The organism is Desulfobacterales bacterium, assembly GCA_030066985.1.
GTDB lineage: Bacteria > Desulfobacterota > Desulfobacteria > Desulfobacterales > JAHEIW01 > JAHEIW01.
Genome location: JASJAN010000004.1, coordinates 224,012 through 242,149, shown reverse-complemented (window position 1 = coordinate 242,149; position 18,138 = coordinate 224,012). Strand labels below are relative to the sequence as shown.

Genomic DNA, 18,138 nt, shown 5'->3' with positions numbered 1-18,138 from the left:
AATCAACTAATTAACCTCTGAACCCCGAACCCTGAACCTTTGAACCTGGTGATTGACATCCGGCGCCAGCTTGGATATAAGCGGCCATTTGAAGTTTTAAGTCACAACTTTGCGCAATGGCGGCAAGGAAAGGATAACCGTATGAGCGATACAGATCGAATGGCCAATGTCGAGCCGGTTCGACTTGGCCCTGACAGTCAATTTAAATTCAAGTGTCACCCGGGCGTGGAATGTTTTACCGAATGCTGCCGGGATATCAGTATCATTTTGACACCCTACGATATCATTCAACTTAAAAACAAACTTCAGTTGAAGTCGGATGAATTTCTAGCCATCTACACCGAACCGCAGATGCTGGAAAAAACCGGGTTGCCGGTGATCACGCTTAAATTCCTGGACGACGAAAAACCAGATTCGGACAGTAAACTATGTCCCTTTGTCAGAGAAAACGGTTGTCTGGTGTATGACAACCGGCCCACCACCTGCCGCTATTATCCGCTGGGTGTTGCGTCGCTAAGCCATAAGGAAGATGCTGATGGGGAAGAGTTTTATTTTTTCGTACATGAACCGCATTGTCTGGGATTCAAAGAAGACAAACTATACACCGTCAAAGAATGGCGCAAAGACCAGGGCGTCGATATCCACGACCAAATCAATGCGGAGTGGACCGATTTACTGGTTCGCAAGCGATCCTTTCCGCCCAATATGCAGCTGACCGAAAAAACGAAGAATATGTTTTTTCTGGTGAGTTACAACATCGATAAATTTCGCGAGTTTGTTTTTGAAAGTTCGTTTTTAGATCGTTACGAGGTGGGCGATTCGGTCCTCAAGCGGATTAAGGATGATGAAATCGAATTGTTGAAGTTTGGTTTGACTTGGCTTAAATGGCTGCTGTTCAAAGAAGGTGATTTCAAACTGAAGCCAGGAAGTAGCGAATCGACACAATAAGTAATTGATGCCAATTGGCTACGTTGAAATTAGCTCTTTCACCACGAAAGCACGAAAGAACAAAAACACGAAAAAGAAGCAAAAAATTTCGTGTTTTCGCGGTTAATTAATTTTCAATTTCAACAGATGTCGAAAATCAATAATCTGTATAGGTCAATCCCTCCCAATACTTCTCATTCTCCAGGCGCTCGCTGATATCCACGTTAAAAAATTCCGCCACGGGCTGTAAAATTTCAGGTGCCGTGGTTTGTACCTTGCGTGCGGCGTCCAATACGGTTTGTAGAGCATTTTGCGTCAATTTGCCCAGCGGCTGCCGGCACATGCCCGACGGCATGCCCAAGATGGACATTAGCGCTTTGTATGCCAGCGGGTTCCTCGCCCTGAAGGACACCTCTCCATAAGCTGTTTGCTCAGTTGTTTTCACCGTTACCAGATTGAAAAGCGGTTCCAGTTTCTGCATCAAAGACTTGGCTTCAGAGGGGTTGTCTTCATTGAGCAATTGAACCATCTGCGTGACAGCTTTGGGTGCCACGTTGGACGCCACCGAGATCACCCCGGCACCTTTGATTTGGGGATCAGTCATCATTTCATAGGTGATGCCATCATCACCGGATAAAATCATAAAATCAGCCCCACAGCATTCTCGGGTTTGCTTCATGTTATCAAGGCTTCCGGTGGCTTCCTTTACCGTCCGGACGTTCGGGTATTCTTTATACAACAGCGCCAGATCCTGCGGATACAATTGGGTACCTGTCCGGCCCGGAATGACATAAGGGATAATATCCAGATCCTTATAAGCCGCGGCGATCGGCGCGATGTATTCTTTGCGGATTTCAAGTGAGCTGGGCCCATTGTAATAGGGCTCCACCAACAATACCGCATCAACCCCGACTTCAGCCGCATGCTGGGTTGCCGCCAGGGATTCTGTGGTATTGTTGCTGCCGGTTCCGGCAATGCACAGGCACTTGTCTTTGGTCTTTTTGGCGATCGTTTCGGTAACTTTATTGTGTTCATCCCAGTTGAGAACCGGGCTTTCTCCTGTGGTCCCAACAGCCAGAATGCCGGTGATGCCGTTTTGAATCTGAAAATCGGCCAGTTTTTCCAGACCCTCATAGTCAACGGCATTGTTAGTAAACGGTGTGATGATGGCGGTATAGCATCCTGCTTTCATGATAGCCCCCTTATGGCAATTTCATCTTGTTTTATCCCTGTAAAGTCTTAATATTAAGGGTATTCAAACGGTAGTTAAAAGCCAAATTGATGTCAAGTAAAAAGATGGTTAAGGTGCGCAGTGCTTGAAAAACGCGCATATTTCCTGTACAAGCCATGGCATTGTCTTGATGATCTGAAAGTCATCGCAAAATTCAAATCCGAAAGAAGGAAGTTATATCATGACCAAAGCGAAAAACGCGGATGAATTTATTGCCCAGCAGCGACAGGCCATTGCTCAAAATCCGGAATGCGGTAACTCGCATTACAATCTGGGTGTCGCCCTAATGGGCCAGAAAAAATATGATGAGGCCGAAAAACACCTCTATGAGGCCGTCGAAAACAGCCCCGGGCTGGCCGAAGCGTATGTGGCCCTTGGCGGAATCGCTCTGCAACGCGGTGATCTGGATGGTTGCTTGCGGCAAAACCGAACGGCGGTAAAAGCCAGACCCGGGTTTTCCGAAGGCTGGGGAAACATCGGCTTTATCGAACTTCAGAGAGGAAACCTCGACGAGGCCATCAAAGCCCTGCAAAAGGCGACCACCTTTAATTTCAGGTACGTCCAGGCTTTTGCCAATCTGGCCAACGCCTACTTGATGAAGGGCATGATCGACAAAAGCATTGAAACCAATCTGAAAGCCATTGAGTTGCACCCTGATTTTGCACTGGCACACAACAACCTTGCCATTGCCTATCTAGAAAAAGGAGAGACCAAAGCGGCGATTGAACACTGTGAGCGGGCAGTTGAGCTGGGATATGAGGTGCCGCCTAATATTTTAAAAGAGATTGAAAAACTCAAGCAGTCATAAGACAGAAGACAGAAGCCAGAGGTCAGAAGTCAGAAAAAGATGTCATTACGATTTTTTGTCCTCTGTCTTCTGATCTCTGAGCCAAAACATGCCCCTTATCTCCTTTTTCACATCACACAGCCAAGATCCGGTCACCCATAATAGTTTAATCTGGCAGCAGCCCATACCCCTGAGACTCGATGCGCTATTTGCGGCAGATGACGTATCGGTCAGTCATGCGAATTATTTTCAAGCCGCGCAGGCGTTTCTGCAAGCCCGTTCTTATGATGTCATCACACGGGCAGCTTCGCAGCAACTTGGCCACAAAGTGAAACCGCAAGACATCGCCGAAATTCGAGTCCGCCTTGAAAAACACGGTGCGTATTACCATCCTGCGCGGATTGAGACCTATGTGGGTCAACAACAACACACCTTTGTTCTGAATGTGGCCATATCTGAACCCGGCCGGCGATTCATTGAGCAGGACTACCAAAACCTCATGCGGTTGAATGCCGAAACGCCGTTGCACTATTTGCCACAGGTATATGGATGGGATCGAATGACGCTTTCAGGTGGTTTGAAGTGTGCGATGTTTTTGGGTGAATGGTTTGACGGCTACCATGAGTTTCACCTCGCCCCGGATCCGGCCGATAAGGCGTTTAAAATAATCGTCTGGGATGAAATCGGCGGACGGTATTATTTGACCGCCGAACAAACCCAAAAGCTTTATGCCCAGGCGGCCAAGATACTGACCTGTTACTATAATCTGACATCCTTTGAGCAGATTTTGGCCTGGCACCACGCTGCCGGCGATTTTGTCTTGAACATAGATAGCGACCGCCTCAGGTTGAGACTGGTAACGGTTCGGGGGTATGGCGCCGGTTTTCAAAGCCAACAGCGGGCCAAAACAGAAGCCAATGATCCGCAGCGACTGCTGCAGGCCCTGTTGGTTTTCTTTTTACACTTATCCTTGCAGATGCGTCTGGATCGCCTGGAGGGCGTTGGCGATATGGTATGGTCGGATAGCGCGACGGTTGACGCCACCCTAACTGGCTTTTTGGACGCCCTATCGTTGAAACCCGATACTGGCGTTTTGCCAGATTCGCCACTGACCTGTTTCGTGGCATATTTATCCACCTGCCAGGCTTCAGATTTGCTTGATTTGGCAGAGACGATGGTAAACCGTTTCAATCCCCGTATGCCGGAGCTGCCCGTTATCAAACAGAATCTCAACGAGCATGTGCTCACGCTTCACAAGTCGATCCAGCAATTTTTATCGTTATTAAAATAAATCAGCCAAAGTAATGGAGTAGCCTACTCTGCTGAAGTATCTTCGGCTACGAAGGCCGGACTGGAGTGATGGTATCATTTAAATTTTGGATTTTAGATTGCGGAATTTGGATCGAACGACTGAGTTAATCACAAAAGAACAATTCTCAGCTGTATCAATCCAAAATCCAAATTACAGGTAGCTTACCCTACATAGCGCATTATTTCTCTTTTCGGACCCAAGATGTAGTGTCTCCGCCGCAAGATGGCGATTTATGTATCATAAATCCGCTCTAACGCTGCTTTTTTATTGACAAGCTCAATGATTAATTCTATATCAAGTCCTTTGATTATTTCTAAAAAAAATCACTAAAAATATTTAAGATAAAAACAGAAAAAAACAGGTTGAGAGGAGGTGAATTTCTGCGATCCCGGGAGGGGAATATGATTCTTAATTGTTGAAGCGAAATTATTAACTTTAATGGAGGTAAATAATGGCAAAACATAAAACCCCGTTGTTGGACCAGCTTGAAAGCGGGCCGTGGCCAAGCTTTGTTTCAGATATGAAGCAACAGGCCGAAGTCAGGGCGAAAAACAAGGAGAAGATCGACTTCCAGGTTCCCGAAGATGTCGTTGAAGACCTTCTGGGTATATTGGAGCTTTCCTTCAAACACGGCAGAACTCACTGGAAGCATGGCGGCATCGTCGGCGTATTCGGTTATGGCGGCGGCGTTATTGGTCGTTACTGTGACCAGCCTGAAGAATTTCCGGGTGTGGCGCACTTTCATACCATGCGGGTCAACCAGCCGGGCGGAAAATTTTATACTGCTGAATACCTAAGACAGCTCTGTGACATATGGGATTTCCGCGGCAGCGGCATCACCAACATGCACGGTTCCACTGGAGACATCATTTTCTTGGGTACCACCACGCCTCAGCTGGAAGAGATTTTCTATGAATTAACCCATAACCTCAACCAGGACCTGGGCGGCTCGGGCTCCAACTTGCGGACCCCAGCGGATTGCATCGGTCAGGCGCGCTGCGAATATTCCTGTTATGACACCCAGGCGCTGTGTTATCATCTGACCCAGGAATACCAGGATGAACTGCACCGTCCGGCATTTCCCTATAAGTTCAAATTGAAGTTTGACGGCTGCCCCAACGGTTGCGTGGCATCCATCGCCCGGGCGGATATGTCCTTCATCGGCACCTGGCGAGATGACATCCGTATCGACCAAGAAGCGGTCCAGGCTTACATCGGCGGCGAGATTGCGCCCAATGCCAATGACCACAGCGGACGTGACTGGGGTGCCTTCGACATTCAGAAAGAAGTCTGCGACCTTTGCCCCACCGAGTGTATGTGGATGGAGGGTAACAAGTTGATGATCGAAGACAAAGAATGCAACCGCTGCATGCACTGCATCAATGTCATGCCCAGAGCGCTGCGCATTGGGAAAGACACCGGTCTTTCCATTCTGGTCGGCGCCAAGGCCCCGATTCTCGATGGTGCCCAGATGAGCTCGATGCTGGTGCCCTTCGTTAAAGCCGAAGAGCCCTATGATGAAATCAAGGAAGTCATTGAGGCCATCTGGGATTGGTGGATGGAAGAAGGCAAGAACCGCGAGCGGCTCGGTGAGCTGATGAAACGCCAGGGATTCCAGAAACTGCTGGAAGTCACCGGCCTCAAGCCCGACCCGCGCATGGTTCAGGAGCCGCGAACCAACCCGTACATCTTCTGGAAAGCAGACGAGGTGCCGGGCGGATTCGAACGAGACATTGACGAATTTAGAAAACATCATCAGAGATAGGGGGATAAGACCATGGCATTTGTATCATCAGGTTATGATCCTGACAAACCGATGGAAGGCAGAATTTCTGACATCGGTCCGCGAAATTACGAAGACTTTTATCCGCCGGTGATTGCCAAAAACAAGGGCAAATGGCTGTATCATGATGTCATCAAACCCGGCGTACTGGTGCACGTGGCCGAGTCCGGCGACAAGGTATTTACGGTGCGCTGCGGTGGGGCACGACTCATGAGCACCACCATGATTCGGGAAATCTGCGAAATCGCCGAAAAACACTGCGACGGCCACCTGCGGTTTACCACCCGCAACAACATCGAGTTTATGGTGGACGAGGAAAGCAAAGTCGACCCGCTGGTCAAAGATCTTGAAAGCCGCAAGTTTGCCGGCGGCAGCTTCAAGTTCCCGGTGGGCGGAACCGGCACATCGATTACCAACATCGTGCATACCCAGGGCTGGATTCACTGCCACACGCCGGCCACCGATGCCTCCGGCCCGGTCAAGGCCACCATGGACGTGCTTTTTGATTATTTTAAAGAGCACAAACTGCCGGCCAAACTGCGCGTCTCGCTGGCCTGCTGCCTGAACATGTGCGGTGCGGTCCATTGTTCGGATATCGCCATCCTGGGCTATCATCGCAAACCGCCGATGCTTGACCATGAATATCTGGACAAGATGTGCGAGATTCCGCTGGCCATCGCCGCCTGCCCGACGGCCGCCATCAAGCCGTCCAAGGTCGAATTCAAAGGCGAAAAGGTCAACAGCGTGGCGGTAAAAGAGGAACGCTGCATGTTCTGCGGCAACTGTTACACCATGTGCCCCTCGATGCCCCTGGCCGACACGGAAGGTGACGGCATCGTCATCATGGCGGGCGGCAAGGTGTCCAACCGCATCAGCACACCCAAGTTTTCCAAGGTGGTTGTGGCGTTTCTTCCGAATGATGCACCGCGCTGGCCGCAGACAACCGACGTCATTAAAAACATGGTGCAGGCCTACGAGAAAGGCGCCAATAAATATGAGCGTCTGGGCGAATGGGCCGAGCGGATCGGATGGGAAAGATTCTTTGAAGTATGCGAACTGGAATTTACCCACCATCTGATCGATGATTTCCGTGATCCGGCTTACTATACATGGCGCCAGACCACGCAATTTAAGTTTTAAGCGCGAAATCAAACCAGCAGGGGGCAACCACCTTAAATGGGGTGCCCCCTGCATTTTGCTGAAAAGAGGAACATTATGGCTCTGGATTACGAGGAATCAAAAAATAAAATAGTCGAAAAACTGCAAAAGAAATTAAAAACCAAGTCCAAATTTTATTTTAATGATCTGGCCAAGATTTTAGAAGCCAAACCGCGCGAGGCCAAAAAGGTCATCAATCGCATGGTGCAGGAAGAGATTCTGGAATACTGGTCCAGCGGCAGCACGTCATTATACGGACTCAAAGGGACCGGCAAACAGGCCGCCGCCGAAGAAGATTAGGCGGTAGGCATTTACCCATTGCCGGGCTAACTTTTTTCTGATTTTTGAACACCGACCTAAAACAAGCGGATAGCATACGGTTTCCCCGTATCATGATTGCCGCCTTACGCGGCGGCTCGGGTAAGACCATCCTTTCCATCGGACTGATTGCCGCCTGGAAAAAGCGCAACCGGTCCATCGCACCCTTTAAAAAAGGTCCGGATTATATCGATACGGGCTGGTTGGCCCTGGCGGCCGGCCGGCCCTGTTATAATCTGGACACCTTTCTTTTACAGTCTCCACAAATTTTACAATCTTTTTTAACCCACACCCACCCAGAGGATATTGCCGTTATCGAGGGCAACCGCGGGCTTTATGACGGTATCGACCTGGCCGGCAGCACCAGCACGGCCGAGCTGGCCAAGTTGCTGAAAACACCGGTATTGCTGTGTGTGGACTGCACCAAGATCACCCGCACCATGGCAGCCGTCATTGCGGGTCTGATTCAGTTCGATCCGGATGTAATGATTAAAGGGGTTGTGCTTAACCGGGTGGCCGGCGCCCGCCACGAACGCATCCTGCGCGATAACATCGAGCACTATTGTGGGATTCCCGTCCTTGGCGCTATTCCCAAGCTAAAAACCCAGATTTTCCCGGAACGCCACATGGGGCTGGTGCCCACACCTGAGCATGATTGGGCCGGCAAATCCATTGATACAGCGGCGCAGGTGGCCAGTGACCATATTGATCTTGATGCTGTTTATGACTGCATCCAGGATCTACCGCCACTCGAGGCTACAGAGGTCAGAAGACAGAAGACAGAGAACCCGCCTTCGCCTAAGGGCTTCGGCGTGGCAGGCAGAGGACAGAGGTCAGATGACAGAAGTCAGATAGCTGAGGATGAAACCAAGCGGCCACGGATTGGCATTATCAAAGATTCGGCATTTCAGTTTTATTACCCGGAAAATATCGATGCCCTTAAAGTGGCCGGTGCCGATATTGTATTTATCAGTCCTTTGGCGCAAAACAAATTGCCGACACTGGATGCACTTTACATCGGAGGTGGCTTTCCGGAAACCCATGCCCAACAACTGGCTGAAAATAAAAGCTTCCGCGATGCGCTCAAAGCCATGGCCGAAGACGGACTGCCGATATACGCTGAATGCGGCGGTTTGATGTACCTGGGTCAAGAGCTGGTACTCGAGGAAAAATCCTATCCCATGGTCGGGGTCTTACCATTAACCTTTGATTTTTATTCGCGGCCCCAGGGTCACGGCTACACGGTGGTGACTGTTGAAAACGAAAACCCCTATTATGAAGTGGGTGCTGAAATCCGGGGTCACGAATTTCACTACTCCCGGGTGCTGCGCTGGAGCGGCGCTGAAAAGGACCTGGTTTTTCGCATGCAGCGGGGGGTTGGGATTACCAAGGACAAGGATGGTATCTGTTACAAAAATGTCCTGGCCACCTATACCCATATCCACGCTTTAGGCACCCCGCACTGGGCACCGGCCCTGGTGCGCAATGCCATCACCTATCAACACCAAAAAGCGAAATGATGACCGTTCAATGGATATTCAGCGGATTGAAGAAGCGATTATAGAAAATGTAGCCACCTCACCTGACCGCCTAACACCCCAGCTTCTTGAAAAAACCATCTGTGCAACTTACGGCCTGGATAAAACCCGTGCCAAAACCATATTAAAAAATTTGGTTGCCAATGGTGAACTGGAATACACTTATGAATTCGGCAGCACGTATCTTGTATTATCGTTTAATAGACCTGTGCGAATTTCAGAGCTTGTGGTGGTCACACCACCAGAGCATGAGTTTAAACCGGCGCCCGATGATGTGGTTATTCGCATTCAGCCCGGGGCGGCTTTCGGCGGCGGACGCCATCCGACCACGCGACTGTCGGTCAGAGCCATTGAATATGTTTTAAAGACGGTGCGCCCCAATTGGCTTGGCACGGACTGCTCTGTGCTGGACATCGGCACCGGATCGGGAATTCTGGCGATGGCTGCTGTTTGCCTGGGCGTGAAAAAGGGACTGGGCATCGATATCGATCCCTGTGCCATTGCAGAAGCCGGCCAGAATCTGACGCTCAATAACCTTGAGGACCGGCTGGTCATATCAGATCGCAATATAAAGGCCATTGACGATGCTTTTGCCATGGTGGTTGCCAACCTGCGGTATCCGAGTCTCAAAAACCTGTATCCTCAGATTGTACGGCTAACCAACACCAACGGTTGGGTGGTCCTATCCGGTTTTCGAAAGCATGAGATGCGAGATTTGATGGGGTTTTATGCCGCTCAGCAGTTTGAACCCGCTTGGAGTGATGAAGAACTTGAGTGGGCAGCAGTCGTTTTAAAAAAGATATAGAACCTTCCTTATATTGAAAGTTTCACCATTACCGTGATACCATCTGCGTATCTAAAATCTGCAATATCTCCAACGAATGCAAATTTTGACCTAATTTGCGATATCGCTAATAAGTATCTGTAAAAAATTAGACCTCCCAAAAGTAGCAATACTGTGAACGTGTAGCAACTCAGCGTATTGTCAGATCAAATTGTATATTAAATTTGAAAATTGATGGATTGAATCTTGGTCATTGCACATAAAAAAGGCGCGCATCTTAATGATGCACGCCTTTTTTATGGATGGTGAGGCTATTTAACCTTCTTTCTTCGGATGGCACTTGGCGCAGGTCGTTGGCGCTTTTTTAGGCTTGTATTTTTTGTTGAAGGCCTTGTGACAACCGCGGCAGTTCATGTGAAGGGCTTCGGCGTGATACTCTAGCTTCATTTTTTTCTGGTCGGCTTTTTTAACCTTTGTTTCGCGCCATTTTTTCTTAAGTTCTTTGGGCACTTCACTGGGTTTTTTATGACACTCGATACATTTTTGAACCGGGTCGCCCTCTTTTAGTTCGGAAAGCGGCTTGCCGTCTTTGTCATGATGGCATTCACCGCATCCCCTTGCGTAAAGATCCGGGTACTCTTTGGCATAATCCGCCTGGTGTTTTCCATGGGTAAATTGGACAACCCCTTTTTTATGCTCTTTATATGCCGGATCTTCCAATGGAATAACATCCGGAACCTTTTTGGCATAAATTCCGGCAGCAAGAAATAAGCTCGCACAGCCAACAACAACCAAAATCCACAGCGTTTTATTCATGGTTCTCTGTTCCCCTCCTTTATTCAACGTTAACCTTTTCCCGAGATTTCACAAAATAAGATTATTTCTTTATCAGGCCAAAACTATTCTGTCAATCCTAAACATTTGGCACAAAAACATTGTAATAACTTAAAATTATTATAATTAATACTATTTTCCTGAAATAAGAAAAAGGCCTGCAACAGCATATGATGATTGCCCGAATATAGAGACGCACCTCTGGCCAGAAAAGACGACAATTATTTATTGATTTTAGTGAAAAAGCGGTTGGGTCAAATCTAAGATGCGCTTTGTTCGGCGTCATCTGTTTCGGTCTCTTGCTTTTTTTTGCCAAAAATGCGGGCGCCGAAGATACTGAGCTCATACATGACCATCAGCGGCAGGGCCATCATCACCTGGGTGACGATATCCGGTGGGGTCAGGATGGCCGCTCCGGCGAAAAACAGCAGCAGGGCGTATTTGCGATTGCGTTTCAGAAAATCTACGGATACGATACCCAGACGCGCCATAAAAGTCAGCACCATGGGCAGTTCAAATACCAGACCGAAGGCCAACAGCAATTTGGCGGAAAACGCCAGGTATTCTTTCATGGAGGGCAGGGGGCGTATGGATTCGGTGGCAAACCCCAAAAAAAACTTAAATCCCCAGGGAAACACGATATAATAACCGAACAGTGCGCCGGCGATAAAAAAAAACGAGGACAGCAAAACGATGGGGCCCATCAACCGCCGCTCTTTTTGGTAGAGGCCCGGTGCCACAAACATCCAGAATTGATACAAAATGATTGGGCTGGCCAGCATGATACCGGCCAGCAATGATACTTTCAGATAGGTAAAAAACGCTTCCGGCAGGCCGGTAAAGATCAGGTGATCTCCTTCTTCCATCACCTTAACCAAAGGCTGTACCAGGATTTCGAACAACTTTTCTTTAAAACCGTAAGAAGCCGCAAAACCGATACCGACCGCAATAAAGATTTTAATCAGCCGACTTCTGAGTTCCTCAAGATGAGCGGTAAATGGGATTTTTTCTTCTTCAGCGATCATCTTTATCGGATCCCTTTTGCCGTTCTTTTCCGTTTGTGTCAGCGCCGTTTTCTGTTTCGTCTTCAGAAGATGCCTTGTTACTTTTCTGCAATTCTTTGAAGGCCTGGTTTATTCTGTCCTTGGAATCGACTTTTTCGGTGGTTTCAGTTTCCTTATCGGCTTGATCTTCTTTGGATTCAGGCTCATCGGGTCGCTTAAACTCAGCCGTATCTTTTGGCAGGCTTACGGAATCTTTGATGTCACTGCCCAGATCATCAAAGGCCTTTTTGACATCCGAAAGATCCTCATCAATGCTGATGGTTTCTTTAAATTCATTGGTTGCTTTTTTAAATTCCCGCATTGCACGGCCCAGCGATTTGGCCAGGTCCGGTAATTTTTTGGGGCCAATGACGATCAGCGCAATCGCCAGCAGCAAAAGCAATTCGGGCATGCCGATGCCAAACATTTGTTGTCTCTGACTCCCTTTTTAGGGGTTCTAAATATTGCTGAAAAATTCTTTAAGTACTGATTTTAGGTATAAGTGTCAAGGATAACCCCTTATCGGATGGGTCCTAAAGCATCTTATCGTCATCACTCCAGTACTCCAATACGCGTTAATTAATCTATTCTTTTGGTCTTTCAGGTTTTAAAATCAAAAAATACAACTGCCCGACATGCGCCAGATGTCCGGCGGCAATTTCAGCATAAGGTCCGTTACCCCAGAAAACATCGGCGCGTCCCGGCCCCCGAATGGCACCTCCGGTATCCTGGTTAAGGACAAACCGTTGAAAATCCACCCAGCGGTCAATTTGACCGGTGCTGTTGACCACCGGTTTCTGGGTTTCAATATACGCCAGGGTCGCATATGGAAAGATGCGCCTGTCCAGAGCAATGGAGCGCCCCGGTGTCAGCAGGACATTCAGGGAGCCGAGTGGGCCTTCAGGCTCTATCTTGAAAAAGACATAACTGGGGTTATAGTTAAACACCGACGCCATTTCCTCCGGATGCTCCTGCAAATAGGACCGGATTTTTTGCATCGACATTTCCTCACGGGGGATTTTTTGCTCATCAATCAAAAGCTTCCCAATGCTGCGGTACGGCCGGCCATTGCTGCCATGGTAATGGACATTGATAACCTCACCGGTATCCAGAAATACTTTGCCAGAACCCTGGATCTGCAGAAAAAACACATCAACCGGATCGTTCACCCATACCAGGGGCTCAGCTCTGCCGGCCAGTGCATTTTCTTCCTCAATTTCCTGGCGGTCAAAGTACGGAACCACCGTGTTATCGGTGTAGCGCCCCACAATGCTTTGTCCTTTGAATTTTTCGCTAAAAGGGGAAAGGTCGATTTTCATCAGATCCATTGGCAGCGCGTAAAGGGGATATTGAAATTCCTCGTTTCTGTCTAAACGACCACTTAAATGCGGTTCGTAATAACCGGTGAACAAAACTTCCCCTTTTTGATCCCTGCCGATGGATTGATAAACGATGTAGTTATCGCGGATGAAGCGTTCCAGTTGCTTGCTGGTGGGGCTGGTGTGGATAAAGTCCAGAAAATACTGCAATGATTTTTTCAGATGGACTGCATCAAATTGGTCTTCACCAAATGTAAACGTTCGATCGGCCGGTATCCTTTCCAGGTATTCTAGACTTTTTAAAATGCTGTGCTCCAGACCATCCATTTCCAGATCATCATGAAAATCCGGGTATGAAAAACTGGATCGGCGGACCATTGACGCTTCTTCCGATGGCTTTTTAATCGGCGCCGGACAGCCGGCCATTAAGACCGCAAGGGCAAGGAATAATGCCAGTGCGGATTTGGTATTTATAAACAGGTAAAATTTCATCAATATTTTCATCCTTTGCGAACGTAGGTACCGCTTTTACCGCCGGTTTTTTTTAAAAGCTGGATTTTGGTGATCGTCATTTCTTTATCAGTGGCTTTGCACATATCATAAATCGTCAGCGCCGCAACCGAGACTGCGGTGATGGCTTCCATTTCAACACCTGTCTGATCGATGGCTCGCACGGAGGCTTCAATGCCAATGCAGTTTTTAGCGTCATCAGGCGAAAAGTCAACCTGGATATGGGTAATGTTCAACGGGTGGCACATGGGGATGAGCTCTGCGGTCTTTTTGGCAGCCATCACACCGGCAATGCGGGCGGTTTCAAGGACATTGCCTTTTTTGACTTTCTGGTTTTGAATCAAAGCAAATGTTTCCGGGTTCATAGAGATTATCCCACCGGCCACGGCCGTTCGTACCGTGGCTTTTTTATCGGTGACATCCACCATCCGGACCCGGCCCTCTTCATCAATGTGGGTAAGTTTAGGCATAGTTCTTCCTTATAATCTTTTAATCCCTGAGCTCACAGAGCATTCAGGGTAATGCATTTGGTTTCAGGTGTCCCGTCTTCGCCCTGTCGGGCTACGCCGCGGCAAGCAGGTGTCAGTGTCAAACGACAGAGAACAGATGGTAAAAATGGAAAATGATGGGCTCTATCTGTCATCTGAAAACTTATCCTTCGGCCATCTCCTCCGCACGCGCTAAATCCTCAGGCGTATTTATGTTGAAAAATGACTGCAGTTCGGGATCTATTTTACGCAATGCCTTCTCTGAAACGGTTTTGATTCGGCTCTTGCGAAATGTTTTGGTAATTTTTAATTTTTTGCGCTCCAGGTGGTTTTGTGCGGCTTCAAGACAGCGTTTGGAGTAGACCGCGCAAAGGGGCTCAAACCCGGCGGAGGTTTCGGGCATCACAATATCGATTTGGGCTTCAATTTTTCCGATGATGGTTTCAACCATTTCCCTTTTCAGAAAAGGCGTATCACAGGCTGAAATAAAGGCATACGGATTCGTCGCGTAAAAAAGGCCGGCATGAATTCCGGTCAGAGAGCTGCGAATCGGGAAAAGGTCTGATACAATCAGCAGATCCCATTCTAAAAATTTATGCGGGCTGTTGGTGACCAGAATAATTTCGTCAAACAACTCCTGATAAATGTGGTATAATCGATCCAGTATCCGAATCCCGCCAACCATCAGTAGGGCCTTTTCGGTCCCCTCATAGCGATTGGCCAGACCACCGGACAGGATTACCCCTGTGCAGGGGAATTTGCTCTTCGATGTCATGATTTTTTGTTATTTCAATGTCAAAAAAGGTCATGTTTTTTCTGGAAGGCGCTATTCTGGCAAATTACCTAAATGCTACCTGGTGGCCTGATATTTGGGATGATCGGCATCCAGGCTTTTAATTCAGGAACAGCGTTGATTAATCCCAAATATCAGGCCACCAGGCAACACGCTTATCATAGCGCCTGAAAGAAAATGACATGACCGGCTCAGGTTACGTAAATTTATTCTAATATGTTTCTATAACATTTCAGCTTAAGAAAAAAGAGAACCAAAATCAAGGTATAATCAGGGGGTTTGCTGAATCACTGTATTAACCTATAATATATTTCTTGATCCAAAAATATATCATGATGTACATATACAACAAGAGGCTATTATCATCTATCAGAACCATTACTCCTGTAGACCACTACTGCATTAATCCAATTTTTTAAACATGAGCGTAAAAGACCATAAAAAACAGGCACCCGCGTCCGTAGACCTGGGTATCATAACGGTTTCCACCACCCGCACATTAGATAATGATACCAGCGGCAAATGGATCCGTCAGCAGGCTGAAAAAAAGGGACATAAGATTGTTTTTCACAAGGTAATCCCCGATGAAGCCGATGAAATTGCAGACACCCTGAAAGATGGTATTTTAAAAGCAAATCCCGCGGTGGTTCTTTTAAGCGGTGGTACTGGGATCACCAAAAAGGATGTGACCATCGAAGCCGTTAACCCACTATTTACCAAGGAGCTGAGTGCATTTGGCCCGCTGTTTGCCAAACTCAGCATGGAGGAGATCGACTCCGCCGCCATCATGTCCCGTGCCACGGCCGGGGTTATCGGCAACACGGTTGTGTTTTGCATGCCTGGTAGTCTCGCTGCCTGCAAGCTGGCCTGCACCCGGCTGATTTTTCCTGAGCTGGGGCATTTGGTAAAGCATGTTAACGACTAAAACCTATCTTAAAAATGTATTCTGTTATTGGTTGAGTCCGTTACCCGTTGGCCCGCTTGCCGGTTAAAGATGATACCTGAATGATTACCCTTCTTATCGGGCTCAATCCGCCGATGGCGGACTCAACGGGACAACCTGAATGGTTTATAGGTTGAGCCCGTTACCCGCTTGTCCGCCTGTGGTGGATTAGCCGGTTGAAGACAATACATGACAGCGTCCCAGTCCATACGGGTGCAACTGGCAGAACCGCTTCTCCAGTTTTATAATCAAACACCATTTCTTATCGCGACTTGCGTTTCCATAAACCATCCCCATCTTATTTTCGCAGTTAAAATCATTAAAAGGAGGTCGCAAGATGGATGGAGATTCCCAAATTATTGATCGCGATGATCCCTATGTAAAATATGAAAACGGGGTCGTGGTTGACTCTAATACAGGTCTAGAATGGATAGCGGGGCCTGGCAAAATCATGAATTGGGATGAAGCCAACGATTGGGCAAGGGGCCTTGATATAGATGGCAGTGGTTGGAGAATGCCCACAAGCAAAGAGCTCGAAACACTTTTTCAAGAAGGAAAGGGGAAACGCAATATAACCCCGCTGCTGGAAACTGTGAGCTGGTGGGTTTGGACAGCTGAACAGGATGATGGGCCGTCATCAAGCCTTTTCGATTTCAGCCGAGGGACCAGAGACTGGCAATCCCGAACCCCGCGAGCCTATGCTGTGCGCACCCGCAAATAAATCACTTGTCCGCCCTTTTTTGCAGGTAAGGATCGCGCAGGCCTTTTTTATAGATTTTTCCGGATCCCGTTTTGGGTAGTTCTTCCAAAAAAACAATGGCTTTGGGGGCTTTGTAGGCGGCCTGATGCGTTTTGCAAAAGGCAATAATTTCATCTGCGGTGGCGGTCTCACCGGCTCTGAGAACAACAGCGGCGTTAACGGCCTCTCCCCAGCGTTCATCCGGCACGCCAAAAACAGCAGCTTCCAGAATCTTGGGATGCATGTACAGCACGTTTTCAACTTCGGTGGAGTACACGTTTTCCCCGCCGGTGACAATCATGTCCTTTTTACGATCCACAATGTTGACATAGCCCTCCGAATCCAGAGTGGCCAGATCGCCGGTGCGCAGCCATCCATCGGTAAAAGCATTGGCGGTTTCCTCGGGCTGATACCAGTAGCCGGGTGTGATGGTATCCCCCCGCACCCAAATCTCCCCAACCTGTTGCTCATCCGCCGCAATCGGCGTCCCTTGCTCGTCCACAACTTTAAGCTCCACCCCGATCGCCGGCCGGCCTGTCTTGGATTTATATTTCAATTGCGCATCAGGTGGCAGGGTCTTCAAATGGGCTTTTAAAATGCTGAAGGTCAAATACGGACTGGTCTCCGTCATGCCGTAAGTTTGGATGTAATCGCAGCCAAGGGTTTCCATAATGCTCCTGACGAGCTCAGGCGCAATCGGAGCGCCTCCGCTCAGGATTTCCCGCAGGCTGGAAAAATCATATTCGGCCACCCGCGGGTGTTTGATCATCAGGTTGAGCATGGTGGGGATTAAATTGCTCAGCGTTATCTTTCGTTTTTCGATGGTGGCCATTACGGCTTCAGCCTCAAATTGATCGAGCATCACATGCCGTGCGCCAACCCAAGTTATGGCAAATGTTGCCCAGGCATCTGCCAGGTGAAACATGGGTGCAATATGGCCCCAGACATCGGTGTCCACCAGTTTCAGTTCGGCGATCGTTCCCAGGGAGTGGCTGCACACATTCTTATGCGTGAGCATGACCCCTTTGGGGCGCCCGGTAGTGCCGCTGGTATAGTACAGATGCGCCACTTGGTCCTCTTCAACCGGTACCGGCTCAAAAATCCCGACACTCGTAGAAATGGCATCTTCGTAGCCGTGGCATTGAAGCGGAAATGACGCTTCCGGCGGGTCGCCAATCCAGACAATTCCTTCGAGAGGTACACCTTCTTTTAATACGCCTTGGACGACATCTGCAAAACGCGAGGCGGCAATTAACCAGCGGCTGCCGGCATCGTTTAAAATAAAAGCTACCTCCCGGGCGGAAAGGCGGTAATTGAGCGGATTAACAATAGCACCTATCCCGGCTGCGGCATAATAGGTTTCCAGATAAGCATGCGAATTGACCTCAAGAACAGAGATGCGATCTTGCGGTTGAATTCTTTGTTTTTGGAAATAGCGGGCCAACCCGGCCACGCGTTCTGCGACCTGCCGATAGGTATACGATCGGTTGCCGTCGACGACGCCAATCTTTTCAGGGTATAGATCCAATGCCTTTTTAAGGGTCATCCAGATGTTCACATTTATTTCCTTAGGTTTAATCTGGCACATGGCCGACTTGCTTTAAGATCTTATAAACCATAACCTTTTTGAA

19 protein-coding genes are annotated in these 18,138 nt (G+C 48.5%); 10 read left to right on the top strand and 9 right to left on the bottom strand.

Annotated features, from left to right (window positions below; genetic code table 11):
* Positions 1–141 precede the first annotated feature (141 nt).
* Complete coding sequence (locus tag QNJ26_03905) at positions 142–948, top strand: YkgJ family cysteine cluster protein (protein ID MDJ0984668.1); 807 nt, start codon at positions 142–144, stop codon at positions 946–948.
* Between the two features lie 136 nt (positions 949–1,084).
* On the opposite strand, the gene dapA is transcribed toward QNJ26_03905, so the two are convergent.
* Positions 1,085–2,119: a 4-hydroxy-tetrahydrodipicolinate synthase gene (gene dapA / locus QNJ26_03900; protein ID MDJ0984667.1), complete on the bottom strand. Its 1,035-nt coding sequence runs from the start codon at positions 2,117–2,119 to the stop codon at positions 1,085–1,087.
* A gap of 220 nt (positions 2,120–2,339) precedes the next feature.
* Here dapA and QNJ26_03895 point away from each other — a divergent pair, with 220 nt between their 5' ends.
* The 7 genes from QNJ26_03895 (at position 2,340) to QNJ26_03865 (ending at position 9,859) form a co-directional block, all read left to right on the top strand.
* Positions 2,340–2,966: a tetratricopeptide repeat protein gene (locus tag QNJ26_03895; GenBank protein ID MDJ0984666.1), complete on the top strand. Its 627-nt coding sequence runs from the start codon at positions 2,340–2,342 to the stop codon at positions 2,964–2,966.
* 88 nt (positions 2,967–3,054) lie between these two features.
* Positions 3,055–4,236: a hypothetical protein gene (locus QNJ26_03890; GenBank protein ID MDJ0984665.1), complete on the top strand. Its 1,182-nt coding sequence runs from the start codon at positions 3,055–3,057 to the stop codon at positions 4,234–4,236.
* Between the two features lie 472 nt (positions 4,237–4,708).
* Entirely contained in the window at positions 4,709–6,022 is a 1,314-nt protein-coding gene (gene dsrA / locus QNJ26_03885; protein MDJ0984664.1) for a dissimilatory-type sulfite reductase subunit alpha, read from the top strand.
* A 12-nt stretch (positions 6,023–6,034) separates the two neighbouring features.
* Positions 6,035–7,180 carry a dissimilatory-type sulfite reductase subunit beta gene (gene dsrB / locus QNJ26_03880; protein ID MDJ0984663.1) on the top strand — a complete coding sequence of 382 codons (1,146 nt, stop codon included), beginning with the start codon at positions 6,035–6,037 and terminating at the stop codon, positions 7,178–7,180.
* Positions 7,181–7,255: 75 nt separating this feature from the next.
* Positions 7,256–7,498 carry a dissimilatory sulfite reductase D family protein gene (locus QNJ26_03875; protein ID MDJ0984662.1) on the top strand — a complete coding sequence of 81 codons (243 nt, stop codon included), beginning with the start codon at positions 7,256–7,258 and terminating at the stop codon, positions 7,496–7,498.
* 92 nt (positions 7,499–7,590) lie between these two features.
* On the top strand, positions 7,591–9,036 hold the full coding sequence (locus QNJ26_03870) for a cobyrinate a,c-diamide synthase (protein ID MDJ0984661.1): 1,446 nt from the start codon (positions 7,591–7,593) through the stop codon (positions 9,034–9,036).
* Between the two features lie 10 nt (positions 9,037–9,046).
* Positions 9,047–9,859 carry a 50S ribosomal protein L11 methyltransferase gene (locus tag QNJ26_03865; protein MDJ0984660.1) on the top strand — a complete coding sequence of 271 codons (813 nt, stop codon included), beginning with the start codon at positions 9,047–9,049 and terminating at the stop codon, positions 9,857–9,859.
* A gap of 294 nt (positions 9,860–10,153) precedes the next feature.
* On the opposite strand, the gene QNJ26_03860 is transcribed toward QNJ26_03865, so the two are convergent.
* The 7 genes from QNJ26_03860 to QNJ26_03830 form a co-directional block, all read right to left on the bottom strand.
* On the bottom strand, positions 10,154–10,654 hold the full coding sequence (locus tag QNJ26_03860) for a cytochrome c3 family protein (protein ID MDJ0984659.1): 501 nt from the start codon (positions 10,652–10,654) through the stop codon (positions 10,154–10,156).
* A gap of 278 nt (positions 10,655–10,932) precedes the next feature.
* Complete coding sequence (tatC, locus tag QNJ26_03855; protein MDJ0984658.1) at positions 10,933–11,697, bottom strand: twin-arginine translocase subunit TatC; 765 nt, start codon at positions 11,695–11,697, stop codon at positions 10,933–10,935.
* On the bottom strand, positions 11,687–12,142 hold the full coding sequence (gene tatA / locus QNJ26_03850) for a twin-arginine translocase TatA/TatE family subunit (protein ID MDJ0984657.1): 456 nt from the start codon (positions 12,140–12,142) through the stop codon (positions 11,687–11,689). Before tatA ends, tatC begins: the two co-directional genes overlap by 11 nt.
* A 157-nt stretch (positions 12,143–12,299) precedes the next feature.
* A complete protein-coding gene (locus QNJ26_03845) occupies positions 12,300–13,526 on the bottom strand; it encodes an MltA domain-containing protein (protein ID MDJ0984656.1) in 1,227 nt (408 codons plus the stop codon).
* An 8-nt stretch (positions 13,527–13,534) separates the two neighbouring features.
* Complete coding sequence (moaC, locus tag QNJ26_03840; GenBank protein ID MDJ0984655.1) at positions 13,535–14,014, bottom strand: cyclic pyranopterin monophosphate synthase MoaC; 480 nt, start codon at positions 14,012–14,014, stop codon at positions 13,535–13,537.
* Between the two features lie 32 nt (positions 14,015–14,046).
* The gene (locus QNJ26_03835) at positions 14,047–14,187 is read right to left on the bottom strand and encodes a hypothetical protein (protein ID MDJ0984654.1); all 141 of its coding nucleotides are present in this window, start codon (positions 14,185–14,187) and stop codon (positions 14,047–14,049) included.
* An 8-nt stretch (positions 14,188–14,195) separates the two neighbouring features.
* Complete coding sequence (locus QNJ26_03830; protein ID MDJ0984653.1) at positions 14,196–14,807, bottom strand: molybdenum cofactor guanylyltransferase; 612 nt, start codon at positions 14,805–14,807, stop codon at positions 14,196–14,198.
* 439 nt (positions 14,808–15,246) lie between these two features.
* Here QNJ26_03830 and QNJ26_03825 point away from each other — a divergent pair, with 439 nt between their 5' ends.
* Entirely contained in the window at positions 15,247–15,750 is a 504-nt protein-coding gene (locus QNJ26_03825) for a MogA/MoaB family molybdenum cofactor biosynthesis protein (protein ID MDJ0984652.1), read from the top strand.
* A gap of 355 nt (positions 15,751–16,105) precedes the next feature.
* Positions 16,106–16,489 carry a DUF1566 domain-containing protein gene (locus QNJ26_03820; protein MDJ0984651.1) on the top strand — a complete coding sequence of 128 codons (384 nt, stop codon included), beginning with the start codon at positions 16,106–16,108 and terminating at the stop codon, positions 16,487–16,489.
* Between the two features lies 1 nt (position 16,490).
* Here the strand turns inward: QNJ26_03820 and QNJ26_03815 are convergent, their stop codons facing one another.
* Positions 16,491–18,065 (bottom strand): long-chain-fatty-acid--CoA ligase, encoded by a 1,575-nt coding sequence (locus QNJ26_03815; GenBank protein ID MDJ0984650.1) that lies wholly within the window; start codon positions 18,063–18,065, stop codon positions 16,491–16,493.
* Positions 18,066–18,138 lie beyond the last annotated feature (73 nt).

What these genes read in the sequence shown, in the direction of transcription:
- QNJ26_03860 (MDJ0984659.1), bottom strand. Translation starts at nt 10,654, where the DNA reads ATGAATAAAACGCTGTGGATTTTGGTTGTTGTTGGCTGTGCGAGCTTA.
- QNJ26_03830 (MDJ0984653.1), bottom strand. Translation starts at nt 14,807, where the DNA reads ATGACATCGAAGAGCAAATTCCCCTGCACAGGGGTAATCCTGTCCGGT.
- QNJ26_03890 (MDJ0984665.1), top strand. Translation starts at nt 3,055, where the DNA reads ATGCCCCTTATCTCCTTTTTCACATCACACAGCCAAGATCCGGTCACC.
- QNJ26_03870 (MDJ0984661.1), top strand. Translation starts at nt 7,591, where the DNA reads ATGATTGCCGCCTTACGCGGCGGCTCGGGTAAGACCATCCTTTCCATC.
- QNJ26_03895 (MDJ0984666.1), top strand. Translation starts at nt 2,340, where the DNA reads ATGACCAAAGCGAAAAACGCGGATGAATTTATTGCCCAGCAGCGACAG.
- QNJ26_03820 (MDJ0984651.1), top strand. Translation starts at nt 16,106, where the DNA reads ATGGATGGAGATTCCCAAATTATTGATCGCGATGATCCCTATGTAAAA.
- QNJ26_03875 (MDJ0984662.1), top strand. Translation starts at nt 7,256, where the DNA reads ATGGCTCTGGATTACGAGGAATCAAAAAATAAAATAGTCGAAAAACTG.
- QNJ26_03845 (MDJ0984656.1), bottom strand. Translation starts at nt 13,526, where the DNA reads ATGAAATTTTACCTGTTTATAAATACCAAATCCGCACTGGCATTATTC.
- dsrA (MDJ0984664.1), top strand. Translation starts at nt 4,709, where the DNA reads ATGGCAAAACATAAAACCCCGTTGTTGGACCAGCTTGAAAGCGGGCCG.
- moaC (MDJ0984655.1), bottom strand. Translation starts at nt 14,014, where the DNA reads ATGCCTAAACTTACCCACATTGATGAAGAGGGCCGGGTCCGGATGGTG.
- QNJ26_03865 (MDJ0984660.1), top strand. Translation starts at nt 9,047, where the DNA reads ATGGATATTCAGCGGATTGAAGAAGCGATTATAGAAAATGTAGCCACC.
- tatC (MDJ0984658.1), bottom strand. Translation starts at nt 11,697, where the DNA reads ATGATCGCTGAAGAAGAAAAAATCCCATTTACCGCTCATCTTGAGGAA.
- dsrB (MDJ0984663.1), top strand. Translation starts at nt 6,035, where the DNA reads ATGGCATTTGTATCATCAGGTTATGATCCTGACAAACCGATGGAAGGC.
- QNJ26_03905 (MDJ0984668.1), top strand. Translation starts at nt 142, where the DNA reads ATGAGCGATACAGATCGAATGGCCAATGTCGAGCCGGTTCGACTTGGC.
- tatA (MDJ0984657.1), bottom strand. Translation starts at nt 12,142, where the DNA reads ATGTTTGGCATCGGCATGCCCGAATTGCTTTTGCTGCTGGCGATTGCG.
- QNJ26_03835 (MDJ0984654.1), bottom strand. Translation starts at nt 14,187, where the DNA reads ATGACAGATAGAGCCCATCATTTTCCATTTTTACCATCTGTTCTCTGT.
- dapA (MDJ0984667.1), bottom strand. Translation starts at nt 2,119, where the DNA reads ATGAAAGCAGGATGCTATACCGCCATCATCACACCGTTTACTAACAAT.
- QNJ26_03825 (MDJ0984652.1), top strand. Translation starts at nt 15,247, where the DNA reads ATGAGCGTAAAAGACCATAAAAAACAGGCACCCGCGTCCGTAGACCTG.